Source organism: Paenibacillus sp. J2TS4 (genome assembly GCF_018403245.1).
GTDB lineage: Bacteria > Bacillota > Bacilli > Paenibacillales > NBRC-103111 > Paenibacillus_L.
The window spans coordinates 41,587-65,947 of the sequence record NZ_BOSH01000011.1 but is presented as its reverse complement, the minus strand read 5'-3'; the positions used below and the strand labels follow the sequence as shown (position 1 = coordinate 65,947).

The 24,361-nt window shown below is 51.4% G+C and carries 17 protein-coding genes; 16 read left to right on the top strand and 1 reads right to left on the bottom strand.

All coding sequences use genetic code 11. The features are described 5' to 3' along the window. The first annotated feature begins 14 nt into the window (after positions 1-14). Genes KJS69_RS20870 through KJS69_RS20850 form a run of 5 tightly spaced genes read left to right on the top strand, consistent with a single transcriptional unit; the run spans position 15 to position 5,940 of the window. Positions 15-1,025 carry an NAD-dependent epimerase gene (locus KJS69_RS20870; RefSeq protein WP_213585730.1) on the top strand — a complete coding sequence of 337 codons (1,011 nt, stop codon included), beginning with the start codon at positions 15-17 and terminating at the stop codon, positions 1,023-1,025. Between the two features lies 1 nt (position 1,026). Beyond that, positions 1,027-2,307: a nucleotide sugar dehydrogenase gene (locus KJS69_RS20865; RefSeq protein WP_213585729.1), complete on the top strand. Its 1,281-nt coding sequence runs from the start codon at positions 1,027-1,029 to the stop codon at positions 2,305-2,307. A gap of 3 nt (positions 2,308-2,310) precedes the next feature. Continuing rightward, positions 2,311-4,101: a sugar transferase gene (locus tag KJS69_RS30040; protein ID WP_213585728.1), complete on the top strand. Its 1,791-nt coding sequence runs from the start codon at positions 2,311-2,313 to the stop codon at positions 4,099-4,101. Next, on the top strand, positions 4,101-4,778 hold the full coding sequence (locus tag KJS69_RS20855) for an acetyltransferase (RefSeq protein ID WP_213585727.1): 678 nt from the start codon (positions 4,101-4,103) through the stop codon (positions 4,776-4,778). The genes KJS69_RS30040 and KJS69_RS20855 overlap by 1 nt, the downstream gene beginning before the upstream one ends. Then, positions 4,768-5,940 carry a DegT/DnrJ/EryC1/StrS family aminotransferase gene (locus tag KJS69_RS20850; RefSeq protein WP_213585726.1) on the top strand — a complete coding sequence of 391 codons (1,173 nt, stop codon included), beginning with the start codon at positions 4,768-4,770 and terminating at the stop codon, positions 5,938-5,940. The genes KJS69_RS20855 and KJS69_RS20850 overlap by 11 nt, the downstream gene beginning before the upstream one ends. Positions 5,941-6,097: 157 nt before the next feature. Here the strand turns inward: KJS69_RS20850 and KJS69_RS20845 are convergent, their stop codons facing one another. Then, entirely contained in the window at positions 6,098-6,982 is an 885-nt protein-coding gene (locus KJS69_RS20845; protein WP_213585725.1) for a phytanoyl-CoA dioxygenase family protein, read from the bottom strand. Positions 6,983-7,207: 225 nt separating this feature from the next. Between KJS69_RS20845 and KJS69_RS20840 the strand changes: the two genes are divergently transcribed. From KJS69_RS20840 to KJS69_RS20790, 11 genes are all read left to right on the top strand, one after another. Then, positions 7,208-8,086, top strand: coding sequence for an AraC family transcriptional regulator (locus KJS69_RS20840; RefSeq protein ID WP_213585724.1), 879 nt, complete (start codon positions 7,208-7,210; stop codon positions 8,084-8,086). A 474-nt stretch (positions 8,087-8,560) separates the two neighbouring features. Beyond that, a complete protein-coding gene (locus KJS69_RS20835) occupies positions 8,561-10,894 on the top strand; it encodes a helix-turn-helix domain-containing protein (RefSeq protein WP_213585723.1) in 2,334 nt (777 codons plus the stop codon). A gap of 621 nt (positions 10,895-11,515) precedes the next feature. Further along, complete coding sequence (locus KJS69_RS20830; protein ID WP_213585722.1) at positions 11,516-12,463, top strand: ABC transporter permease; 948 nt, start codon at positions 11,516-11,518, stop codon at positions 12,461-12,463. A gap of 11 nt (positions 12,464-12,474) precedes the next feature. After that, positions 12,475-13,347 (top strand): carbohydrate ABC transporter permease, encoded by an 873-nt coding sequence (locus tag KJS69_RS20825; RefSeq protein ID WP_213585721.1) that lies wholly within the window; start codon positions 12,475-12,477, stop codon positions 13,345-13,347. 75 nt (positions 13,348-13,422) lie between these two features. After that, positions 13,423-14,967 carry an extracellular solute-binding protein gene (locus tag KJS69_RS20820; RefSeq protein ID WP_213585720.1) on the top strand — a complete coding sequence of 515 codons (1,545 nt, stop codon included), beginning with the start codon at positions 13,423-13,425 and terminating at the stop codon, positions 14,965-14,967. A gap of 249 nt (positions 14,968-15,216) precedes the next feature. Further along, complete coding sequence (locus KJS69_RS20815) at positions 15,217-15,984, top strand: sugar phosphate isomerase/epimerase family protein (protein ID WP_213585719.1); 768 nt, start codon at positions 15,217-15,219, stop codon at positions 15,982-15,984. A gap of 258 nt (positions 15,985-16,242) precedes the next feature. Continuing rightward, entirely contained in the window at positions 16,243-18,216 is a 1,974-nt protein-coding gene (locus tag KJS69_RS20810; protein ID WP_213585718.1) for a heparinase II/III domain-containing protein, read from the top strand. Between the two features lie 142 nt (positions 18,217-18,358). Then, positions 18,359-19,528: a Gfo/Idh/MocA family protein gene (locus KJS69_RS20805; RefSeq protein WP_213585717.1), complete on the top strand. Its 1,170-nt coding sequence runs from the start codon at positions 18,359-18,361 to the stop codon at positions 19,526-19,528. Between the two features lie 221 nt (positions 19,529-19,749). After that, complete coding sequence (locus KJS69_RS20800; protein ID WP_213585716.1) at positions 19,750-21,498, top strand: alpha-L-fucosidase; 1,749 nt, start codon at positions 19,750-19,752, stop codon at positions 21,496-21,498. A 50-nt stretch (positions 21,499-21,548) separates the two neighbouring features. After that, positions 21,549-22,802, top strand: a complete 1,254-nt coding sequence (locus tag KJS69_RS20795; protein WP_213585715.1) for an alpha-L-fucosidase — start codon at positions 21,549-21,551, stop codon at positions 22,800-22,802. 191 nt (positions 22,803-22,993) lie between these two features. Further along, positions 22,994-24,190, top strand: coding sequence for a glycoside hydrolase family 88 protein (locus tag KJS69_RS20790; RefSeq protein WP_213585714.1), 1,197 nt, complete (start codon positions 22,994-22,996; stop codon positions 24,188-24,190). Positions 24,191-24,361: the final 171 nt, after the last annotated feature.

Sequence of the window (24,361 nt, the reverse complement as noted above, 5' to 3'; positions counted from 1 at the left end):
AAGGAGAAATGAATATGAACGTTCTAGTGACAGGCGCCGCAGGATTTATCGGCTATCACCTAACTCAGAAGCTGCTTCAGCACAATTACAGGGTTATAGGAATCGATAATCTTAATCCATATTATGAAGTCTCCTTAAAAGAAGCCAGGCTGAATCGCATTCAATCGCCCGAATTCCTCTTCCATAATGTATCGTTGGAAGACCGGGAACAGATCGACCGTATTTTCGCGGAACATAACCCGCAGATCGTTATTAATTTGGCGGCCCAGGCAGGGGTGCGTTACAGTTTAACGAATCCCCATGCTTATATCGACTCCAATATCGTCGGGTTCATGAACATTCTGGAAGCGTGCCGTCACAACCGGATAGAACATTTAATTTACGCATCTTCGAGCTCCGTCTATGGAGCCAACACGAAGATGCCTTTTTCTGTCCATCATAATGTGGACCATCCGCTTAGCCTGTATGCCGCGACCAAGAAGGCCAATGAACTGATGGCTCATACATACAGTCATCTTTATGGCCTGCCGACGACCGGATTAAGGTTTTTCACCGTCTATGGACCATGGGGGCGCCCGGATATGGCGCTTTTTTTATTTACGAAGGCGATTATTTCCGGCGAACCGATTAAAGTATTCAATCACGGCAAGATGAGAAGGGATTTTACTTACGTAGACGATATAGTGGAGGGTATCTTCCGGCTGGCACAGAAGAAGCCGGAGCCTAACCCGGTTTGGTCAGGCGATGCCCCGGACCCGGGTACAAGCTACGCGCCTTACAAAATTTATAATATTGGAAATAATCAGCCGGTTGAACTGCTCCGATTCATAGAAGTGCTGGAAGAAAAGATTGGCCGGCCGGCGAAGAAACAATTTCTGCCCCTTCAAGATGGGGATGTGCCCGCCACTTACGCTGATGTAGATGATCTGATGCGGGACGTCGGCTTCAGGCCCAATACAACGATTGAGAATGGAATTGCCAAATTCGTAGATTGGTATAAATCATACTATGGGGTGACCGTATAAGATGGGCAGACAAATAGCAGTAGTCGGACTTGGTTATGTAGGACTTCCGGTAGCCGTTGCCTTTGGGGAAACGCAGCCTATTGTAGGGTTTGATATTAATGAGCACAGGATTTCCACATTGCAGGAGCATGTAGATTATACAGGGGAAATATCGTCGGAAGAGCTGAAAAATACTCAAATCGATTTCACTAACGATGAATCCAAGCTTAAAGCATGCAACTTTATTATTGTAGCCGTACCTACCCCGATAGATGATGCGAGACGCCCGGATTTAACTCCATTGATCAAGGCGTCGGAAACGGTAGGCCGCAACCTGCAGAAGGGAACGGTGGTCGTCTATGAATCCACGGTTTATCCCGGTGCGACGGAAGAAGTGTGTGTCCCTGTCCTGGAGAAGCATTCTGGCTTAACTGCAGGCAGGGATTTTTTCGTGGGGTACTCTCCAGAAAGAATTAACCCGGGAGATAAGGAGCATACGTTCAAGAAAATTACGAAGGTCGTCTCCGGCCAGAACGAGGATACGTTAGCAATTATCGCCGACGTCTATGGCTCGGTTGTGGAGGCAGGAGTGTTCAGAGCTTCCTCCATTAAAGTGGCAGAGGCGGCCAAAGTGATCGAGAATACCCAAAGAGACCTCAACATAGCTCTCATGAACGAATTGGCGCTCATCTTTGACCGCCTGGAGATCCGGACCCATGAGGTGCTGGAGGCTGCAGCTACCAAATGGAACTTTTTGAAGTTTTCCCCCGGGTTGGTAGGAGGGCACTGCATTGGCGTCGATCCGTATTATTTGACTCATAAAGCCGAGAGTGTAGGCTATCATCCCCAGGTGATTCTGGCGGGAAGGCGAATTAACGACGGCATGGGGCAATTCATCGCCACGTCGTTAGTCAAGCAGATGATACTCAATGGCACTCCCGTTCAAGGCTCTCGGGTGACCGTGCTCGGACTTACGTTCAAGGAAAATGTCCCCGATCTGCGCAATTCCAAAGTGATTGACATTATTAACGAGCTGCGCGAGTTTGGCATCGATGTGCAAGTCACCGATCCACTAGCGGAAGTTCAGCATGCTGAACACGAATATGGAGTAGAGCTGGTACCGATGGAGCAGCTTAAAAAGTCGAATGCCGTCATTCTGGCCGTTCCTCATCATCCCTATCTAGAGCAAGGCTGGCAAGGCATTAAGAAATTTTTATATAACGAAACGGGAATTTTCGTGGATGTCAAATCTGTGTTGAGCCCGGCGGATATACCATCGAACATTACTTACTGGAGCTTATAGAAAATGACGAAAATCTTGCAAGTTTGCGCCATTGATGTATCCGTGGACGCTTTGTTAAAGCCTATGGTTCTAGCGTCTATGGCTGCAGGTTATACCGTTCATAATGCCTGCACCGATACGGGGCGGTTTGCCGAGCTGACCCGTCAAGGGCTGACCATGATCGAGGTGCCTATCGCAAGAAAAATAAGTCCCGTTTCCAACCTGAAATCGATAATGGCTCTTTACCGGCTGATGAGGCAGGAGAAATACGATATCGTCCATGTTCATACGCCTGTAGCTGCACTGCTTGGAAGGGTCGCGGCCAAACTGGCAGGAGTCAAACATATTATTTATACCGCTCACGGGTTTTATTTTCATGAAGGGATGTCTTCTGCCCAATACAAGTTTTTTTACGGGCTTGAGAAATATAGCGCGCGATGGATAACCGATTGGCTTCTGCTGCAGAGCCGGGAAGATTACGAGCTTTGCGTGCAGGATCGGTTTAAAGCGGAAGAGAGGATTATCCATATTAGCAACGGAGTCGACATTTACAACAAATTTAATGAGGAATGCCTGGACGAGGCTTCGCTTGCTCTGTTAAAGAAGGAGTTCAAGCTTCGCGATTCCGATGTTGTATTTTCCTTTATAGGCCGGTTTGTTAGGGAAAAGGGGATCTTCGAACTGCTGGAAGCCTTCCATCGGTTGAAGCAAGAGCATCCACAAGCCAAATTGCTTATGATCGGCGATGTCCTGGCCAGTGATCGAGATCAGGAAGCGAATCGGAAGCTGGTGGAGTTGCTCCAGGATTCGAGTATAATCACCCCCGGCTTTCGTAAGGATATTCCGGAACTATTATCGATTAGCGATGTCTATGTGCTCCCTTCTTACCGGGAAGGCCTTCCCAGATCGATCATCGAGGCTATGGCGATGGGCAAACCGGTTATTGCCACCAATATTAGAGGCTGCAGGGAGGAGATCGTTCACGGGCATAACGGCTATCTGGTAGAAAAGGAAGATAGTGAAGACTTGTTCCTTCATATGCTCCAGTTGGTGGATGACAAAGCAAAGCGGATCGTGTTCGGGCAAAAAAGCCGAGAAATGGTCGAGGAGTTATTTAATGAAGAAAAAGTGATTGGCAAGCAATTGGAGCTGTTCGATCAATTGACGAAACCAGGCCGGGCCAGACGAGGCAAGCGTTCCCGTTCCCGGCTCGGGAGCTTTCTCAAGAGAGCGTTTGATTTGACGGCGGCTTTGGGCTTGCTGGCCGTCTTATCGCCCCTTATGATCGTCGTCGCATGTCTGGTCCGTATCAAGCTTGGCTCACCCATTCTCTTTAAGCAGATGCGTCCGGGCCTTCACAGCAAACCTTTCTATGTCTATAAATTCCGAACGATGACCAATCAAAGGGATGAAAGGGGAGCCCTGCTGCCGGATCATGTCCGGCTGACCTCCTTTGGCAAATTACTAAGGAAATTCAGTTTGGACGAGCTGCCTCAATTGTTTAATGTGCTGAAAGGCGACCTTAGTCTGGTCGGGCCCCGGCCGCTGCTTATGGAATACCTCTCTCTGTATACAGATGAGCAGAGGAGAAGGCAGGAGGCAAGGCCCGGTATTACCGGATGGGCGCAGGTGAACGGCAGAAATGCCATCAGTTGGGAGCAAAAATTCGAGTTGGATGTTTGGTATGTGGATCACCAATCGTTCTGGCTGGATATTAAAATTCTTTGGCTCACCTTCTACAAAGTCATTAAATCAGAAGGGATCAACCAGCAAGGACAAGCAACCATGGAGCCCTTTAAAGGAACGGAAGGATAATGGCAAAGTTACTGATTATAGGTGCGGGAGGTCACGGCAAGGTAGTAGCGGATGCAGCGATGGAGATGGGGAAGTGGACGGATCTGGCATTTCTGGACGACCGCTATCCCGCTCCTCCTGTACTGGGCTGGCCGATTGTCGGGAAGCTGAAGCCCGCCGGCCTGGGAGACGGAGAGTTGAAGCTGGCCTATCTGGCGGACGGGGAGCGTCCGGATGTGGTTGTTGCCATTGGGAATAACCAAGTCCGAATGGAATGGATGGCTAAATTTCAGCAGGCAGGCTATTCCTTGCCGTCTATTATTCATCCTTCAGCCTGGATAAGCAAGCATGCCTATATTGGCGAGGGCTGCGTAATTATGGCTAACTGCGCGGTCAATGCCGGAGCGGTCGTTGGACGGGGCAGCATACTGAACACCGGGAGTACGGTGGATCACGATTGTGTGTTGGAAGAAGGGGTTCATCTGTCGCCCGGATCTCACATAGCCGGTTCCGTGGTGATGCGCCGCTGCAGTTGGCTGGGCATCGGGGCTTCGGTCATTCAACAAGTGACCATCGGAGAGAACGCTATGATCGGTGCAGGGGCGGCAGTCATCCATCCAATGGCAGACGGAGTGACGGCCGTTGGAGTTCCAGCCAAAGTTATTAAAAGAAATGGGGAATCTGTCGATGAGCAATAATCAACGAATCTATCTCTCCCCTCCTCATATAGGGGAGTTTGAACGTCCTTTCGTCAGCGAGGCTTTCGATACTAATTGGATAGCTCCTCTGGGTCCCCATGTCAACGCATTTGAACAGGAAATGGCGAGTTATGCAGGCACCCAAGGGGCGGTGGCGCTCAGCTCCGGAACGGCGGCCATCCATCTGGCACTGCGTTTAATCGGAGTGGGCGAGGGCGATCTGGTCTTCTGCTCGACCTTGACCTTTGTCGCCAGCGCCAATCCCATTCTGTATCAAGGCGCCAAGCCGGTGTTCATTGATTCTGAGCCGGGAAGCTGGAATATGTCTCCTCAGGCTCTGGAGAGAGCCTTGGCCGAGCACGCAGCCCAGGGCAAGCTGCCGAAGGCGGTCGTTGTCGTCAACTTATACGGACAGAGTGCCGACTTCGAGCCTTTGCTTGCTATTTGCAACGAATATGAAGTGCCGATTATCGAGGACGCGGCGGAATCGCTCGGTGCTACTTACCAGGAGAAGCGAAGCGGATCACTTGGCAAATATGGCGTCTTTTCATTCAACGGGAATAAAATCATTACGACCTCCGGCGGCGGCATGCTGGTTTCAGACGATTTGGAGGCATTGGAACAAGCGCGTTTTCTGGCTACTCAAGCCCGTGATCCGGCTCGTCATTATCAGCATAGCGAGATGGGGTACAATTATCGGCTGAGCAATGTGCTGGCCGGGATTGGCCGGGGACAATTAAGGGTGCTCGAGGATCGGGTGGAAGCCCGCCGTAGAGTGTTTCAGGCGTATTATGATGCTTTCTCCGATGTCGAGGGAGTCCAATTTATGCCGGAGGCGGCCTTTGGCCGTTCCACCCGTTGGTTAACGACTATGACCATTGATCGGCAGGCGCACGGAGTTTCTCCGGCGGAGCTGGTCGATGCTCTGGCGGCGCAGCAGATTGAAGCGAGACCGGTCTGGAAGCCGCTGCATCTGCAGCCTCTATTCTCGGGCTGTCCCTACTACGAGCATGAACCGGGGGAAAGTGTGTCGGACCGGCTGTTCGAGAACGGACTATGTCTTCCTTCCGGCTCCAATCTATCGCCCGAGGATCAATATAGGGTTGTTCATTTGGTTAAAGCTTGTTTGCATCCGGTGACCAGTGCTGCCGGGAATAGTTAGAGGATACGGCAAGGCGGGGTGTCCGCCTCCATCCCTTCCACTGGTCAGGGTGGCAGCTTGACTGCCGCCGTTAGAACTTATCAGCCGGGGCTGCCGGCTGAAGAAGGAGACCCGCCTTCCCGGGAGTCTCCTTCTCCGCCGGAAGCCGGCGCGCGGATCAGACCCGATGCAGCTGCTTGCCGGCCCCGCGCTTCAAGCCTTCATCCCATAATCTGCACCATTCGTCGTAATCTGCCATGACGCTGTCTGGATTCGCAGCGCTTCGTGCCACGAAGGATGGATAGAAGGGTCTGCCCGAAGGCTGGTTGGCCTTGTGATAGCGCAGGTCGATGCTCCAGCGGATAATGTCCGATACGTTAGGCGTCCCGCGATGCGGAGTATATTTGTTCATGATGACGATGCCGCCTCTGGGACACGGAGCCAGCTTGGCCGGCTGGTCGGGCAATTGATCCGGGACGATCGTGAAACCGTCCTTGGCCGTATGCTGGAGATAACCGTTCCGGAAAACTCCCGGAATGATTTCCATACATCCGGTTTCGGCTACGGCATCGACTAGCGGAATCCAGAACGTCACAATATCCGAATCGTCCGCTTCCTCCAAAGTTACCCCTGCATCCTGATGCCAGGGCACGTTCAAAAAATGCTCAGGCGTCTCCTCCCCGAACGTCCGATTAGGCACCTTGGCCCGCAAATGTTGAATCGGATTGCATATAATCTCATTACCTAGCAGGCTCTCTACCACATCGAGCAGGTTCCGGTTCAGCAGAAAACGGAAAACCTCCGGTATGCGGGAATACATAATGTCCAAGCCTTGGCCGATCTCCTTGGTCTGGGCATATAAGAACGAGTAACGGCGCTCAAAAGGCTCCTCCTCATATAATTTCTGCAGCTTTCCTTCCGCCTTCAATTCCTGGGCTCTTTGATCGATGAAGCGGGATATTCCCGCGATGACCGGCGCCAGATCTTCCTCGCTCAGCACATTGTCCACTACAACGTAACCATCTTCTTGAAAGCGCTTTACTTGCTCCCGTGTTAATTTCATCCCTGAACCCTCCAATTTGGATTAATCTTAAGCTGTCTTGAGTGTATTTCATTAGGTAGCGGCTATGTGTGGTTTCATTGCCCGAAAATATCGTCATATTGCGCTTCACCGAACCATGTATTCCCACCCTATGGGCTCTGAAAAGGAATAACTACAAGGACCTTATTTGTGGTAGGATCAAAAATAGAAGAAAAACCGTGAAGGCAGCCGGTGGGGGGGAGAAAGTTGTACCATTACGGGAAAATGCTGATCTTGGACAGTAAAAAAACGACGTTCGGAACATTCCGCGAGACGTTCCACGCCCATAAAGAAATGGAATTCGTCTATGTTCACGAAGGGACGGGGCAATTGATCACCGACGGGAAGACGTTTGCGATCCGTCCGGGTGTCCTGCTCTTCTTTCAGCCCTTTCAGCTGCATCGTGTTCAAATCGAAGTGACCGAAGCTGCCCCATTCATCCGGTCTCTGCTTATTTTCGATCCTCAGCTCTTGGAGCCTTATATGGAGCCGTATCCTGCGTTGAAGTCTTTTTACCAGCATCTCTATCATCATGAGCTGTCGATGAAGCTGATCGAAGGGATCGCTGAAGAAGATCTGCTGGTTTCGCAGCTGGCTTATTACAGCAGCGCGATTCAGAGCGCCCCGCCGGATGAGAAGGCCGAGCTGATCATCCACTGCACGGTATCCTTTCTCAGGATGCTTAAGCCTATCTGGCAGGAACGCGGAGAACGGGAAGCCCGGCGAGTCTCCCGATACCCTAACCGGCAACCTCATCAGGCGGAGACCATGATGCAATGGCTGGACGAGCATTATAAGGAGGAATTCCAACTGGAGAAAATGGCCAAGGCTCTTCATTTATCCCCTTATCATTTATCCCGCCGGTTTAAGGAAATGACGGGCAGCACCCTCTCCGACTACCTGCAGGCAGCGCGAGTGAGACAGGCTTGTCTGCTGCTGACGAAGACACCGCTCTCGATTCAGGAAATCGGAATCCGGGTCGGGCTGACGAATCCGTCGTACTTTTGCCAGTTGTTCAAAAAGAAAATGGGCATCTCGCCGCACCAATTCCGTCTGATTCAGCAGAGAGCCCGCTCTGGATTATAGTTGAAAAGTAAACGCCTACATGCTAATGTGTAGAATGGGTTTTCTGCAATTATAGTTATTCTCCAGGTCTTGCGAACTACACCCTTTTTTTCGCAAGATTCCACAAGTAAAATCAACAAAGTCATTCTTCAGGAAACGATATATTTTTGAGAAACGGGCTTATGTCATTCTTCTATATACTCGGCACTAAAGATTTCAAAGCTCATGAAGTGGAGAAAGAAAGATGCTTCCAGGGCGAGTTTTGGCTTTGTATTCCTACCATCCGAAGGCCCATCCAAATAGAAGGGGGGCTATTGGTTTGATCGGGGTCCCCGAAAAGTACCTGGAATTGCTTCGAAGCTCATCTTCACTTTTTGGGGAAGGAGTATGATGTTTGAAGCTTCGGAGGCACTTTCCTTCGGAACGGAATGATCGCTTTCTTTAGTGCCACTTATATAGCATGGACGGCGGAGCCTTTTATCCTTGGGAGGCCACATGTTCACTCCATTTAAACACAAGGTGTTGCCCAGCCTGTTAAGAACAAGGCAAAACGGGTTCTACCGCAAGAGCCTGATTATATTGCTCCTGGTGACGAGTATTCCGACGGCCCTGCTTGCGATCGCGACTTATTATGTCGGTACGAAGCAGATCGAGCAGGAGGTTCACCGGGCTCACGAGTTTCGCCTCGAAACGATGGCGGACAAGCTTCAGGAGCAGCTGCTGCAGCTGGAGAAAATGTCGACGATGTGGACATTTTTTCCGATATTGCAAGGAAATCTGGGAGAAATGACGATCGAATCGTTCAAGAAAGAGATTGTGTTTACTCATGATTTGGCCAAAATGCTGCTCATCATGGGCGATTCCAATCCGTTAATCCGCGAAGTCCGGCTCTATCTTCCCGATTCCGGCCTCTATATTTCGCCGTTAAAAGCCAACGTGGCCGTCCCGATTAATAATCCCGAGGAATTGGAATTTTTCCGTTCGCTGTACATTAAAGAAATGCCGCAGTACTGGACGGTCGCCCAAGGGTATTTGTCGCTCATACGGCTGGTTCCGGACAAGGCTCCCTATGGTTATTTCCTGACGATCATCGACGAAGAGGCGATGAATCAACTGATTCAGACGGAGCACGATTCTCAAGCGACCGCCTTTATGCTCAAGGGTAACGGAGACTGGCTGGACCCGGAGTATGCCAAAGAGGCGGAATACCGTCCGTTCGAATATATGTTGCGCCAGCAGGTGAATGAGCAGAACCGGGAGAGCGGCTCCTTCTATACAAAATGGAACGGGGAGAAGTATACGGTCTCCTTCGGCACCATTCCAAGAACCGGCTGGATCTATGTATCGGCAACTTCTTTGTCCAATCTGACGCAGCCGGTCGTATACACTTCCCGCATTCTCCTTGCCGTGGGAGGATTGGGGATGGTTGTAGCCATCTGTCTCTCCTGGTTTGCCTCGCTCAAGCTGTACCAGCCCATTGTCCGGCTCATGCAGCTTTTCCGTTCGTCCAGGAACGATGCGGCCGATGCTACCAAAGACGAGATTGAGTTCATCGAGCGCGAGTGGCAGTTCCTGAACAGCGAGAGCAAGCTGCTGCATGAACGAATGGAGCAGAATCTGGTCAATCTGCGGGAAATCTTCCTCTTCCAATTGCTGCATGATCATTTGAATCATTTGACGGAGGATGAACTGCGCAGACGGATGGAGCAATATGGGTGGGACACCGAAGGGAAGGTGTTCCAATTGCTGGTGGTCCGATTGCTAGGGTTCTCCAAGCTGCTGGACCGGTTCGACGAAGGCGACGAGCAATTGGTTACGTTTGCCGCCTCCAATGTTATTGCGGAGCTGGCGACGGGAAGGTTCGAGCAAGCGGAAATAGTGAATGAACAGGAGCTGTCGGTCAGTATTCTGGTAGTCATGCCCGAGGAGCTCGAGCCGGAGGAAACGAGACAGCAGCTGTACGAGTTCGGGGACAGTCTGATTCAGTCGCTGTCGGCTATTCTCAGAATGAATGTTCTGGTGGGCCTGGCCAGCCAGACGTCATCCATCTCCGAACTGCCTGAAGCGTACCGGGAAGTTAACCTGTCGTTCGGCTTCCGGAATGTGCAGGAAATGAACCAGATTCTCGATCTTGAGCAAATGGGAGGACATCCTCAAGTCAGCCTGTATCCGTTCGCGCTGGAAAAAGAATGGGTGCGCAGCGTCCGTTCGGGAGAGCGCGACGAAGCGGTCAATCTGCTTCGCCGGTTTGTGGAGGAGCTGACCACCAACGGGGAGAAGGAAATCGTCGTGCGTCAAGGGATGAACCAACTGCTGGGCGTCCTGCTTCACCACATCCTTCTGTCCGGTTTCAGTCCTCAGGGGCTGTACAGCAGCCCGAATCTGTATGACGAGCTTAATAAACTGCGCGAGCCGGATGAAATGTTGGCCTGGTTCAAAGAAAAGCTGGAAATGTACATGGACACCATGACCGAAACGATGAGCCAGGTCCAGGATCAATGGATGAAGGAAACCGTGGATAAAGTCATTGCCTGGATGGCGGAGGAATATGCGCAGGATATTTCCCTGGAATCGTATTCCGATCGGTTCGGCATCAGCATTTACAAGCTAAGCTCCGGGTTCAAGGAAGTGACGGGTGTCAACTTCATCGATTACCTGACCCGACTGAGGCTGGACAAATCGAAGGAGCTGCTGCTTACGACGAATGATAAAGTGAACGACATTGCTTACCGTGTCGGTTACCAGCCTTCTTATTATTATCGGGTGTTTAAAAAGCATGAAGGACTAACCCCGACGAAATATCGGGAAATGTACAGAGAAGGTCCGTGACGCATCTATTTGCGTTTGCGGACTTTTTATATATTTGAATTATAAAGATTTATAACCTATTAGCGGTCTACTCTGACAATCGGGGATCTAAATGGATTTCATGCGGCTAATTTGCTCCCTTCGAGATTAAAAACGAATACTAAATGGAAAACCTCCATCTATTTAGTTTGAAAAGCGGGGTATCCGCAAAAAATCTCCATTTTAAATGTAGTTTTTCCATTTAGTCTGGTACATTTGCCCCGTTAGCTTCCATTTACCTACATAAAATCCAGTTAGACGCTTCCCTACTAGTCGCACTTTTCCTAGACGCTACGCTACCTTTCTCCTAGACGCCACCCTTCTACTCGCACTTTTCCCAGGTGCAAAAAATGACAACAAGGCGGAGAATACGGTTAGGCTTTCCGCATCGCGCGAAACTCCCGACGCGCGGTGTTTGGCGTAAGACGACCGCGCAAACCCTTATAAAATAAGGGAAAAAGCGGACAAGTGCATATTTTTGCATGGAGTGCAGTTTTTTGTTCAGCTAAAAAATACAGTCCTTACAAATCTTTCATGTTGAGGGGTAGAGCGCTTTCATGTATATTCGGTTCTGCCGGAACTAGACAAAGTGGAGGGTGAATCATGGCAGAGGTTTCCTTGAACAAAAATACGCAGCATATAGGGAAGGGTTCATTAAGAAAGCATACCTTTCGCAAGCATCTATGGTTTTATTTATTGGCAACACCCGGAATATTGTATTTTCTGATCTTTCATTATGGACCGATGTGGGGTGTTCTGCTCGCGTTTCAGGAGTACAGTCCTTACCTCGGATTTATGCAGAGCGAATGGGTAGGCCTGGAGCATTTTCAGAGATTTTTCAGCGAAGATACCTTCTCGGAGTTATTGAGGAATACTTTACTGCTGAGCTTGTATAATCTTCTATTCTACTTTCCTTTTACGATTATTCTGGCGCTCCTGCTTAACGAAGTCCGCTCCAGCATATATAAGCGTTTTGTGCAAACGGTGCTCTATCTTCCTCACTTCGTATCCTGGGTCATTATAGTCGGAATTACATTCATCTTCCTGGGGCCGTCCGGAGTGATCAACCATTATCTCGAGATATGGGTGCAGAACAATCTCCCGTTCCTGATGAGTAACGAGTGGTTTCGTCCGGTTGTCCTGTTTCAACAAATGTGGAAGGATGCCGGATGGGGAACGATCATCTTTCTCGCGGCGTTGGCCGGAGTCAATCCGGAGCTGTACGAAGCAGCCAAGGTGGATGGAGCGAACCGATGGCATAATATTTGGCATATTACTCTTCCTTGTATAAGAGGCACGATCATTATTCTTCTCATTCTTCGTCTCGGGTCGGTCATGGATTCCAATTTCCAGCAGGTGTTCCTGATGTGGAACAACTTCAATGAGAGCGTCTCGAACGTCTTTGATCTCTATGTGTACAAGGTCGGTTTGCAGCGATTCGAATTCAGCTACAGTATTGCGATAGGTCTATTTAATTCAGTAGTCGGCTTGATTCTGATGCTGATCGCCAATTTTATGGCCAAGCTTTTTAACGAAGAGGGAATATTCTAGGGAGGACCCACATGAAATTACGGAAAATATCGATTTTTGACGGCATGAATGTCCTGTTCCTGTTCGGACTATGCTTGCTGGTCGTTATACCTTTCTGGTACATGCTTGCCGTTTCCCTAAGCCCGGTCAGTGAATCGGTCGGCGGAAGATTCTATCTCTTTCCTAAGGAATTTACGGTGGAAGCGTACCGTTATCTGTTCTCGACGAATCAGTTCGTTCGCAGCCTTGGCAATTCGATTTATTTAACGGCGCTCGGCACGTTCGTCAACCTGATCGTCTCCATTACATTGGCTTATGCGATTTCCAGGAAGACACTTCCCGGACGCCGACTGATGCTCCTGCTAATGCTGTTTACTATGGTTTTCAGCGGCGGGATGATTCCGAAATATTTGCTGGTCAAAAGCTTGGGCTTACTGGACAGCTATTGGGCTCTTATTTTGCCCGCGGCGACGAATGCATTTACGATTCTGGTCATGAAAACGTTCTTCCAGAATCTCCCGGAGAGCCTTGACGAAGCGGCCCGGATTGACGGGGCGGGAGAGATGCGGATCCTGTGGTCTGTCGTCATTCCGCTGTCCATGCCCATCATCGCCACCTTCTCCCTGTTTTTCATGGTTTCATACTGGAATGATTTCTTCTCTGCGATCATTTATTTGAGCAATCCGGAAAAATGGCCGATCCAGGTGCTGCTGCGGCAAATGGTTGTCGTCGGAAACTCCAATTTTACGAATGAGGCGAATCTGGACTTCGAGCTGGTCAGCCAGGTAGGCGATAACGTCAAGATGGCAGCTATTATCGTAGCGATGATTCCTATCGTGCTCGTTTATCCGTTTCTGCAAAAGCATTTTGCGAAGGGGGCGATGCTCGGATCCATTAAAGAATAGGAGTACCCTTCTGATTGCATCGAATTCCGAACCGCAGAAATTCAACAACCGATATTTACGAGGGGAGTTAATAGAATGAAGATTACTAAATGGGTGAGCATTTCACTAGCTCTTACATTGGCCATGGGAACGGCAGCCGGATGCGCCTCCGGGGACAAAGGGGGTCAGACCTCTTCTTCAGGGAAGGAGGAGGGCAGTGACAGTCAGCCGACGACGATTAAAGCATTGACCATTCTGGCCGCGGGAGAACCGCCTATTCTGGAGAACAACAAGACTCTGGAGGAAATAGAGAAGCGGGCGAACATCAAGCTGAATCTGGAGGTCGTCCCGGGCGACGTCTATACCGATAAGGTCAATATTGCGATTGCGGCCGGGAACCAGTACGATCTTATTCTGCTGACAGACGGCAAGGATGACAAGTATGTGAAGCTGGCTAAGCAAGGAGCTTTTCATGACTTGACCGAGCTGGTCGCCAAGAACGACAATCTTCAGAAAATCCCCGAGTACACCTGGAACAACACGACCGTCGACGGCAAAACATTCGGCATTCCCAGACCGCGGGGAATCTATGGAGGAGGGAACTCCAACATCTTTATCCGCAAGGACTGGCTCGACAAGTATAATTTGCCTGTGCCCGCAACGCTCGATGAATTTACACACGCCTTGCAGGTATTCAAGGAGAAAGATCCCGCTGGCGGAGGCAATACGATTCCGATGGTGGCCGGACCGTTCAACTCTCCCTGGTTCGGTTCTCTGAACCCGATCGGCTTCTCCTTCGGGCTGCCTTACTCGTACAAGGTAGAGGACGGCCAAGCGGTGGCCTACTTCCAGACGCCGGAATATAAAGATTATCTGGACTGGATCCGAATGGCCTATACGAGTGGCCTGATTGACAAGGATGCCCCGGTAACGAAAACCGTTCAATCCAAGGACAAATTCAAGTCCGGGATGGCCGGAGCCATGGTTGATAACGTAGGCATGCTGGATGACAGCAACATGTCCGTCATGAAGAAGGCCGATCCGAATGCAGAATTGGTCGGTATCCCGTTCATTGAAGGACCGAACGGCGATAAGGGAGTGCAGATGATCGAAGGCTACTTCGGCATCTGGGTCATTCCGTCCAAAGTGCCTAAGGAGAAGGCCGAGAAGATCGTCGAATTCCTGAACTGGAGCGCCTCCGAGGAAGCGACCATTATCTCCAAGGCGGGGATTGAAGGTATTCATTATGACAAGTACAATCTGGAAACCGGGGAGATCGAGCGGAACGACGAACAGAAGAAGCTGTTTGATAAAGAGAAGCCGGCCATTCTGATTCTGCAGAACGAATATGACAAATACTACTATGCTTCCTCCCTGATTCCGGAAATCCGCAAAGAGCAGAGAGCGGTATTGGACGAATTTGAAAAAGCGGGAGTCGAAAACCCATTCATTTCCATTCTATCTGAAACTTTAGGTAAAAACCCGGAGCACACTAAAAAACTGATCGAAGCATCGACCAATTATGTCATGGGCAAAGGCGAATGGGAAGCCGTTCAGGCGGAAATTGACGCTTGGAGCAACGGAATCGGAGCACAAATTTTGAAAGAATATATGGATGGATACAACGCGAGCAAGAAATAAGGGGAAGCGCCCTTCCTTGCGACACAAAAAGCCGGAAGTGGATGCGTCAGCTCTAACTTCCGGCTTCTGATTTTTACATCCCGCTGATATATTCCGGCGGGGATGTTGCCTGCCTATCGTAACGTAACGGTCATAACGAAGGCATTCTTTATGGCTTCAGGCTTGCGGAGAACGATGCGTTGAAGGAAGCTGCGCCCCCAGGCCAAGACAAAGACGACGATTTTACATTTATAGAGGAGAGGAATCACTATGAAACACAAGTTTGCCGCGCAGTTGATGACCGTGCATAAAGAAACGGAGCAGGATTTTCCGGGGGTTCTCAGAGATTTGAAAGCGATGGGCTGGCCTGCCGTGCAAATATCCGGTCTTAGAGGGTGGCCTGCAGCCGACATCGCTGCCGCTCTTAGGGAGACAGGCCTTGCTACGGCCGGTTTCCACGTTCTGCTCGATAGACTGCGGGATGAGCTGGATACCGTGCTGGCGGAGGCCCGGATGTTCCGCACCAACGACATCATCTGCCCCTACATGCCGCAGGAATACCAGAATCCGGAAGGGTACCGCCGGATGCGATGCGAGTTGAACGATATTGCCCGCAAGATCGGCGAGCAAGGCTTCCGCTTCTCCTATCACCATCATGCGTTCGAATTCGCTACCGAGGTAGACGGGGTGACGGCGCTTGAATATTTGCTGGAGCCTGCAGCCGACAATGCCATACTTGCCGAAATCGATACGTACTGGGTGAAGAAGGGCGGCAAGGACCCGCTGGAATTCATCCGCCGCTACTCCAATCGGATGCCGATTATCCATTTGAAGGATATGACGACGGATGGACGGGAGGAAACGGCGGAGATTGGCACAGGAAGCATCGATTTCGAGCCGATCCTGCTATGGGGAGAGCAGAACGGAGTGGAGTGGTATGCCGTGGAGCAGGACCGGTGTCCGGGCAATCCGATGGACAGTCTGCAGCTGTCTTTAGACCATTTGAACAAACTGGCCGATCGGTTGTCGGGGAAATAAGCCTGTTGGCCGGCATCTAGCGGTGGTGGCCTGAATCTACTGCAAAAATACAGTACATAAAGTAAGAATCCCTTCGTTTTCGAAGGTTGCCTGCAAAAATACAGTAGAATCACCAGTTCATCCCATATCGAGCCCGAAATGGCCGAAACCACTGTATTTTTGCAGTACATGAGCAGCCATCGGACAATATCTCACTCAAAGGCTGCACTTTTGCAGTGGATTCGCGGAAAGTGAAACTTGTAGATGGAGGGGAGTTAAATGTATCCATTAGGAACAACGGGATGGAAGAACGACCTGAAACAACGGGTGTCCGAATATGATTGGGCGCAGCGGGCTTTGATGTTTCTGGCCGACGGGCTTGAGCCGATCCTGGAGCTTCCTCTCGATATTCCGCTTACGCCAAGCGGCTTCGTTCATAATTACTTCTGTCCGGACGATGGCGCGCGGCTGCAGCGGATAGACCGTCATCATCATCTGTGCCGCGTCTGTTCGCAGGTCTGGAGCGGTTCGCCCTGGGACGAGGCAGCTATCGAAGGGGAACACAGCTCATACAGCAGCCGCACCCGGCTTGCCGCCATTCTGTATGCGGTGACCGGAGAACGGAAATGGGCGGACTGGGCGAGGCAGGTGCTGCTCTTCTATGCCGAACGGTATTCCTCCTTTGTCCTCCACGATATATTCGGCAAACAAGGGGGAGAGGCGGGAAAATACGGGGCCAGGGTGCAGAATCAGACCTTGTCCGAGGCGGCCTGGCTTGGGCCGTTGGCTCAGGCGTTTACCGTGCTGCGGTTGAACGGGCAGCTCACGGAGGAAGAGCAGAATATCATCGCGAATCAGCTGTTCTATCCGGCGATAGAAGTCATTAATCGCAATCCGCGCTATGAATCGAACTGGCAGGCTTATCATAATTTCGCTATGGCCGCAGTGGCCGAAGCTGTGCAGGACAAGTCGCTGCTGAACCGTGCCCTGCACGATCCGGATAACGGCTTCCTGTTTCAGATGGAGCGCAGCGTTGGAACGGATGGATTCTGGTTCGAGGGAGCTTGGGGCTATCATTTTTATACTTTGGAGGCCCAACTGTCGATCGTCTGGTGCGCCCTTGGGTTGGGAGAAAAGCTGTACGAGCATGACAAATTCGCGGCCATGTTCCGCATTCCTCTTCAAGCTCGTTGGCCGGATTATACGTTCCCGGCTATCCACGATTCCGTCGAAGTCGATCTGCGCGACCACGTTCACCTCTTTGAATTTGCTTATGCTCAATACGGAATCGGGAAGGAACTGCTGGCAGAGTCGGAGCGTACATCGCTGTATAGTCTGCTGTTCGGGCGGCCGCTGGAATCCGGAGCGGGCGGGGGATTTGGCGTGATGAATGACGTGTCGAATGGCGGGGGCAATCCTGCGAACAAGCCGTCGATTTGTCTGCTGCACAAGCCGGGAATGGCGGTCGCCCGAACCGGGGACAGTCCGGCCGCGCAATCGGTTTATCTCGACTACGGCGAGCATGGCGATTGGCACGGTCATTACGACAAGCTTCATCTGATGTATTATGCGGGGGGGCGCTGCTGGCTGACCGATGCCGGAATGCTGCCGTACAACAATCCGCTGCACGATGCCTGGTTCCGGCAGACGATCGCCCATAACACGATCGTCATCGGAGGGCGTTCGCAGAGCGCTTCGAACGGAACTCTGCGTACCGCAGAGGAGGACAACGGCGTCATCCGGCTTATCGCCGAAGTAGCCGATGCTTATGAAGGAGTTAGGATCGAGCGGAGGGTTACACTGGCGGAGGACATGCTGATCGACATTTGCACCGTAACCTGCGATCGCGAGCAGGTCATCGATTGGGTGATGCATACGCCGGGGATTCCGGTCGCTCATCCTTCGCATCGCTTTCATCCGGTCGACCCTTCCAGACTATCCTCCGAGGACGGGTATCCTTATCTCAAGGAAATCGTCAACATCGACGGATGCGGGAATGCGTGGATGCTGGAATGGAAATGGGACGAGAACGAAGGGGAGAGCGAGCGTATGCAAGTATACGGCTGGGACGGGGAAGCCTCACTCCTTTATTTGGCTGAATCGCCGGCCATGCCGGAAAACGGACGGAGGAGCGCCCTTATTCGCAGACGATCCGGGGTCAAGCAGGCAGAATTTGTGACGGTCTTCCGGCCATGCCGCCAGGGGGATACGCCGTTGGACTTTGGTCTCCTTACAGAATGGACGCAGGGTTAAATCAGGAGGACAAGACCCTGCCCATTTTTTACACTCCAATGAATATCGGGTAAAAATAAAATCGCGACACCAGCGATTCCCTGCCCGAACTCCAAGTTAGAATTTTGCAAGTCAAATTTGTCTGATAAGGGTGAAATCGACCATGAACGAAGTGAGAATCGGAATTATTGGATTGGGCAATATGGGTTCGATGACTGCTAATTATTTATTGCAAAATGAAGTGGCGGGAGCGCGGGCAGCCGCTGCTTGCGACATCGATCCGGCAAGGCTGTCTTGGGCGAAAGACCATTTGGGAGAAAACGTGCGTTTGTTCAATAGTGTAGAAGCGATGCTGGAGGCGGAGTGTGTGGACGCCGTCTATATTGCTACGCCGCATTACGATCATCCGCCGATAGCCATCCAGGCGTTCGCGCGGGGATTACATGTTCTGACGGAGAAGCCGGCCGGAGTTTATACGAAGCAGGTCAGGGAAATGAATGAAGCGGCTGCCTTATCCGGGAAAGTATTCGGCATGATGTATAATCAGCGATCTCTTCCCCTGTACCAGAAGCTGAAAGAACTGGTCCAATCAGGGGAACTCGGGAACATCCGGCGGACCAACTGGATCATCACGAACTGGTATCGTCCCCAAAGCTATTACGATTCCGGAACGTGGAGAGCGACCTGGGCCGGAGAAGGCGGCGGCGTACTGATTAACCAGGACCCGCATCAGCTGGATTTGTGGCAGTGGACGGTCGATATGATGCCCAAGCGGATGAGAGCGTTCTGCCACTTCGGCAAGTATCGCGATATTGAAGTAGAGGACGATGTGACCGCCTATGTCGAATACGAGAACGGGGCAACCGGTTTGTTCGTGACGACGACGGGGGAAGCTCCGGGAACGAATCGTTACGAAGTGACCGGGGATCGCGGCAAAATCGTCATCGAGAACGGAAAGATGACGTTCTGGCGGCTAACGGTTTCCGAACCGGAATTCAATCGCAGCTTTACCGGAGGCTTCGGCCAGCCGGAATGCTGGAAATGCGAAATACCGGTGCGTCAACCGGCCAAGGACGGGCATATCGTTATTTTTCAAAACTTTGTAGATGCCATTCGTAACGGAACGCCGCTGCTGGCTCCGGGAGAAGAAGGCATTAAAGGGCTGTCTTTATCCAATGCGATGCACCTGTCTACATGGACGGACGACTGGGTGGAATTCCCGATCGACGAGGAGCTATATTACGAGAAGCTGCAGGAGAAAATCGCGGGCAGCCGGAGAAAGAAAAAGGTGGAGGCCCAAACTCTCGACGTGAACGGGACGTTCAACAGCTAATTCACCGGCAGGCGCTTTATCCGCCGTGGGGGCTGGTCCGTGGTCAGGGGACCCGGGTTCCATCGTCAGAAACGATGACCGTCCCCAGAAGCGATGAACGAACGAGCTCAGCCCATAAAGATGAATTCCATACTGGCCGGCATGAATAGGTTAGTGTTAAGGGATGTTTACGGCGGGATTAAAGCCATGAGAACCATAAAGGGAGAAAGGATAGGAGCCAATTGTCGAACTCAACGGAAGTTAAGCAAGAGCAGCGTATGAAATGGTGGACGGAAGCGAAATTCGGAATGTTCGTTCACTGGGGGTTATATGCCATACCCGGACAAGGCGAATGGCATATGTACGGAGAGAAAATTCCCGTGAAAGAGTACGAGAAACTGGCCGGGCAGTTCAACCCGGTACAGTTCGGCGCGCGGGAATGGGTGCGCATCGCCAAAGAAGCGGGAATGAAATATATCGTCATTACGGCTAAGCATCACGATGGTTTTGCGATGTATCCTTCTGCCGTCGAGCCGTTCAATATTGTCGATGCTTCCCCGTTCAAGCGCGATCCGATGAAAGAACTGGCCGAGGCATGCCGTGAAGAAGGAATCCGGCTATGCTTCTATTACTCTCATGTTATCGATTGGCATCATCCTCATTCAGTTCACAATGCGGCCAATAATACATGGGATTACAAAATGGAAGAGAAGCAATTCACCAAATACTGGAATGGTCTGGCAAAGCCGCAAATCAAGGAGCTACTGACGGAGTATGGACCGATTGGACTCCTGTGGTTCGATACGGCCGGTGGATTGTCCCGGGAGGACAGCGAGGATATGGTTGCGCATGTGCGCAGCCTGCAGCCGGATTGTCTGATAAACAGCCGCGTCAGCCACTTCAAGGGGATGGGCGACTACCAATCCAAGGGCGACAACGAAACACCGATGTATGGCGAAGATACGCGTCCGTGGGAAACGCCGATGACCCTTAACCAGACGTGGGGCTTCAGCCTGAAGGACCAGGTGTGGAAGACGACCGAATCGCTCGTCCGCAAGCTGGTCAATATTGTGAGCAAGGGCGGCAATCTGCTGCTCAATGTAGGACCGTCGCCGGAGGGAACGATTCCCGGGGAATCGGTGAAGCGGTTGCGGGAGCTGGGGGAATGGACCGGTCGCAATGCGGAGGCGATTTACGAATCGTCAGCCAGCCCGTATCCGTATGATTTCGATTGGGGAGCCGTTACCGCCAAGCCGGGCCGCTTGTATATGCATGTGTATAACAACAAATGGCCGGCAGAAGGACGGCTAATTCTGGGAGGTGTCCGCAACAAGGTTAGCAAGGCATACATGCTGGCCGATCCAGACAAGCAAGCTTTGGAGACGGAGCAAAGCTTTGACGAAGGCCTGAAGCTGCATACGCTGGCGATCGGCTTACCGGCTCACGCGCCTGATCAGCATGTTTCGGTTATCGTGCTTGAGCTGGAGGGAGAGAACGATATCGATAATGGATTTACGATGCTGCCTTGCGGGAGGCTGAAGGTGGATGTGACTAGCGGTCGCATTACAGAAAGCCATGGAATAGCAGAGGCGAAGGAGGCCGCCCTGGCAAGAGAAGCCGAGTGGAAGGTGACGATCCCTCAGCCAGGAACCTACCGGTTGATGCTGGTCAGCTTCAAGAGAGCGGACGCCACTCTGGAGGAGGAGTTCCGGGGCGGGGTGAAGCTTGCCTTCGCCGGGCGGTGGATCGCCGGCTTGCCACAAGAGGATCAGATTATAACAGATTCTCCGGCCTGCCAGCACCCTTATACAGAAGTTCATTCCGTGCTTGGAGAGGTGGAGCTGGCCGAGCCGGGAAGCTATTCATTAACATTGAAATCGGCCCTGATTAAAGACCGCAACCCGCCATTTACCGAAATTTGGCAGGCGGACAAAGTGAAGCTGCGCTCAGTCATGCTGGTTCGGGTGGATCCGGGGACCATCGAAGTCTAGAGGTTATCCTATGGCTGTAAGTCCAAGAAATGGTGAAAGAGGGGATAGGTATGGAGAAAGCAGGAATTCCGGCGCCTGAGCCGAGAGTCGAGCGATTCGAGAAGCTGGGCTTCGGCATGTTTATTCACTGGGGATTGTATTCTCAGCTCGGACAGGGAGAATGGATTCAACGGATCGGCAACATTCCCGGACCCGAATATGCCAAACTGAAGGAAACGTTCACGGCCTCCGAATTCAAGCCGAAGGAGATTGCGCGAGCGGCCAAACGAGCCGGAATGAATTATATTACGATCACAACCAGACATCACGATGGTTTCTCTCTATACGATACCCGGGGATTGAGCGAGTATGACGCACTCCACACCCCAGCGAAGCGAGATCTGATCGCTGAATTTGTGGATGCTTGCCGAGAAGAAGGGCTCTTGCCCATGTTCTATCATACGACCCTGGATTGGTATCAGGAGAGCTATGTGAACGATTTCACAGCTTATCTGGATTATCTTTACCGATCGGTAGAAATTTTGTGTACTCGCTATGGGCCGATAGGCGGCTTCTGGTTCGACGGGAATTGGGATAAACCCGAAGAAGATTGGAAGCTGGATGAGCTGTACGGGATGATCCGCAGGCTGCAGCCGGAAGCGATGATCGTCAACAACACGGGACTCGAGCATAGGGGCGAGGTGGGGCATCCCGAGATTGACAGTGTCACCTACGAACAGGGCCGTCCCAAGCCGATGGATCGCAGAGGAATGAGCAAATACGTGACTGCCGAAATGTGTGAGACGATCAACGACCATTGGGGGATCGGGAAGGCCGACTTCATGTACAAGTCGGTGCCGGCTCTCATTGAGAGTCTGTGCGCATGCCGCAAAGTCGGGGCGAATTATTTGCTCAATGTCGGCCCGACCGCAGAAGGGCAAATTCTTCCCGTTCAAACGGCGATGCTGGAGATGGTAGGAGATTGGCTTCGTATATTCGGTCAACCGATCTATGAGGGCAAGCCGAGCGACATAGAAGGGGAAGGCGACAATTTCGCGCTAGAGACTTCCGATGGAAAGCTGTATTTATTCATATACCATCTCAAAATTAGCGGGCATGCGAATGTGACCGTTAATGGTGGGGGAGCCGGAGAAAAAACATTCACTGGCCTGCAGCGGAAAGTCGAATCCGTCCGCTGGCTGGACAACGGGGAAGAGCTGTCGTTCACCCAGGATGGGGAAACCGGAACACTCCGGTTTCACGCTACCGGGTTTCCGTATGGCGTTAACTATGTCGTGCGGGTGGCGGAGGCGACTACGGCTTAAGTAACGATGGCCGGCCCGTGATCTTCACGATCGTGCTTCTATTTTCTCACACAATGAATTAAAGTGTTGTTTCAAAGAAGGAAATAACGCTGCGGTGTCAAAGAAGGAAATAACGATGCAGTTTCAAGGAAAGTATGAAGTTTACTACGGCTGTTCGTTCCGTGGACGGTCGTTAATCTATGGAGGAGATTATGATCCTGGGAAATCATGTAATCGATGAAGGAATCCGCGACAAAAGCAAATTTGCAGAGCCTCCTGTACTGAATAAAGCGTTTATTGAAAAAGCGATTCAGCATGTTCTGGCGCAAATCGACCGCAACCTGGATGGGTTTACGGATAAATTTCCGTCGCCCGCAAGCAAAGGCAACGTCTACGAGCCGTGGGACAATATCGAGTGGACTCCCGGGTTCTGGACAGGGATGCTGTGGCTTGCTTATGAGGTAACGGGTGACGAGAAATACCGTAGAACAGCGGAAATCCAACTGGAAACGTATCGTAAACGGGTCGATGAAAGAATCGGCACCGAAACCCATGATCTGGGGTTTATTTATTCACTGTCCTGCATTGCCGCCTATAAGCTGACAGGCAATGAGGAGGCCAAGAAAACCGCTCTTAAAGCCGCGGATCTGTTAATGGAACGTTATTTCGAAACCGCTGGAATTATTCAGGCATGGGGAAATCTAAATAACCCGCAGCAGCGCGGACGAATGATTATTGACTGCTGCATGAATCTGCCGCTTCTATACTGGGCTTCCGAAATGACGGGTAATCCCGCGTATTACCGCGCAGCGGAGAGCCATGCTCGGCAATCGGCCCGGTACTTGATACGCGACGATTCTTCCAGCTATCATACCTACTACATGGATGTGGAAACGGGCAAGCCTAAATACGGTAAAACGGCGCAAGGCTACTCGGACGATTCGTGCTGGTCAAGAGGACAGGCTTGGGCCGTTTACGGCTTTCCGCTGAGCTACCGTTACATGGGAGAGGCGTCCTTGCTCGATCTCGGGCAGAAGGTAACCCATTATTATTTGAACCGGCTTCCGGAAGATTATGTTTGCTATTGGGACTTGATTTTTACCGCGGGTGAAGAGGAAAGGGACAGCTCGGCTGCGGCGATAGCTGCATGCGGGATGCTGGAGCTGGCGAAGCATCTTCCTCTTATTAACGAGAATAAGCGGCTTTACGAGAATGCTTCTCTTCATATTCTGAAGTCGCTGACCGAGCGTTATACGACGAAAAGCGCCCCTCATTCGAACGGAATTCTTCTTCATGCCGTGTACGGCAAACCGTTGAACAACGGTGTTGACGAATGCTGCATCTGGGGAGATTACTATTATTTCGAGGCTCTTGTCCGTGTGCTGAAAGATTGGAAGCTTTATTGGTAGACCAGGACCTGTTGGCCTTGTTCATAGTAAGTGATCTAAGCCTTCTTCATCCTTGAAGAGGGCTATTCCCTGTTGGCTTGTGTTAGAATTTATGATAAGCGAGGGCCTGCACAATGAAATCTTTGGTGAAAAAATGAGGGGGGATCCTTCAGCGGTCTTAACCGCTGAAGG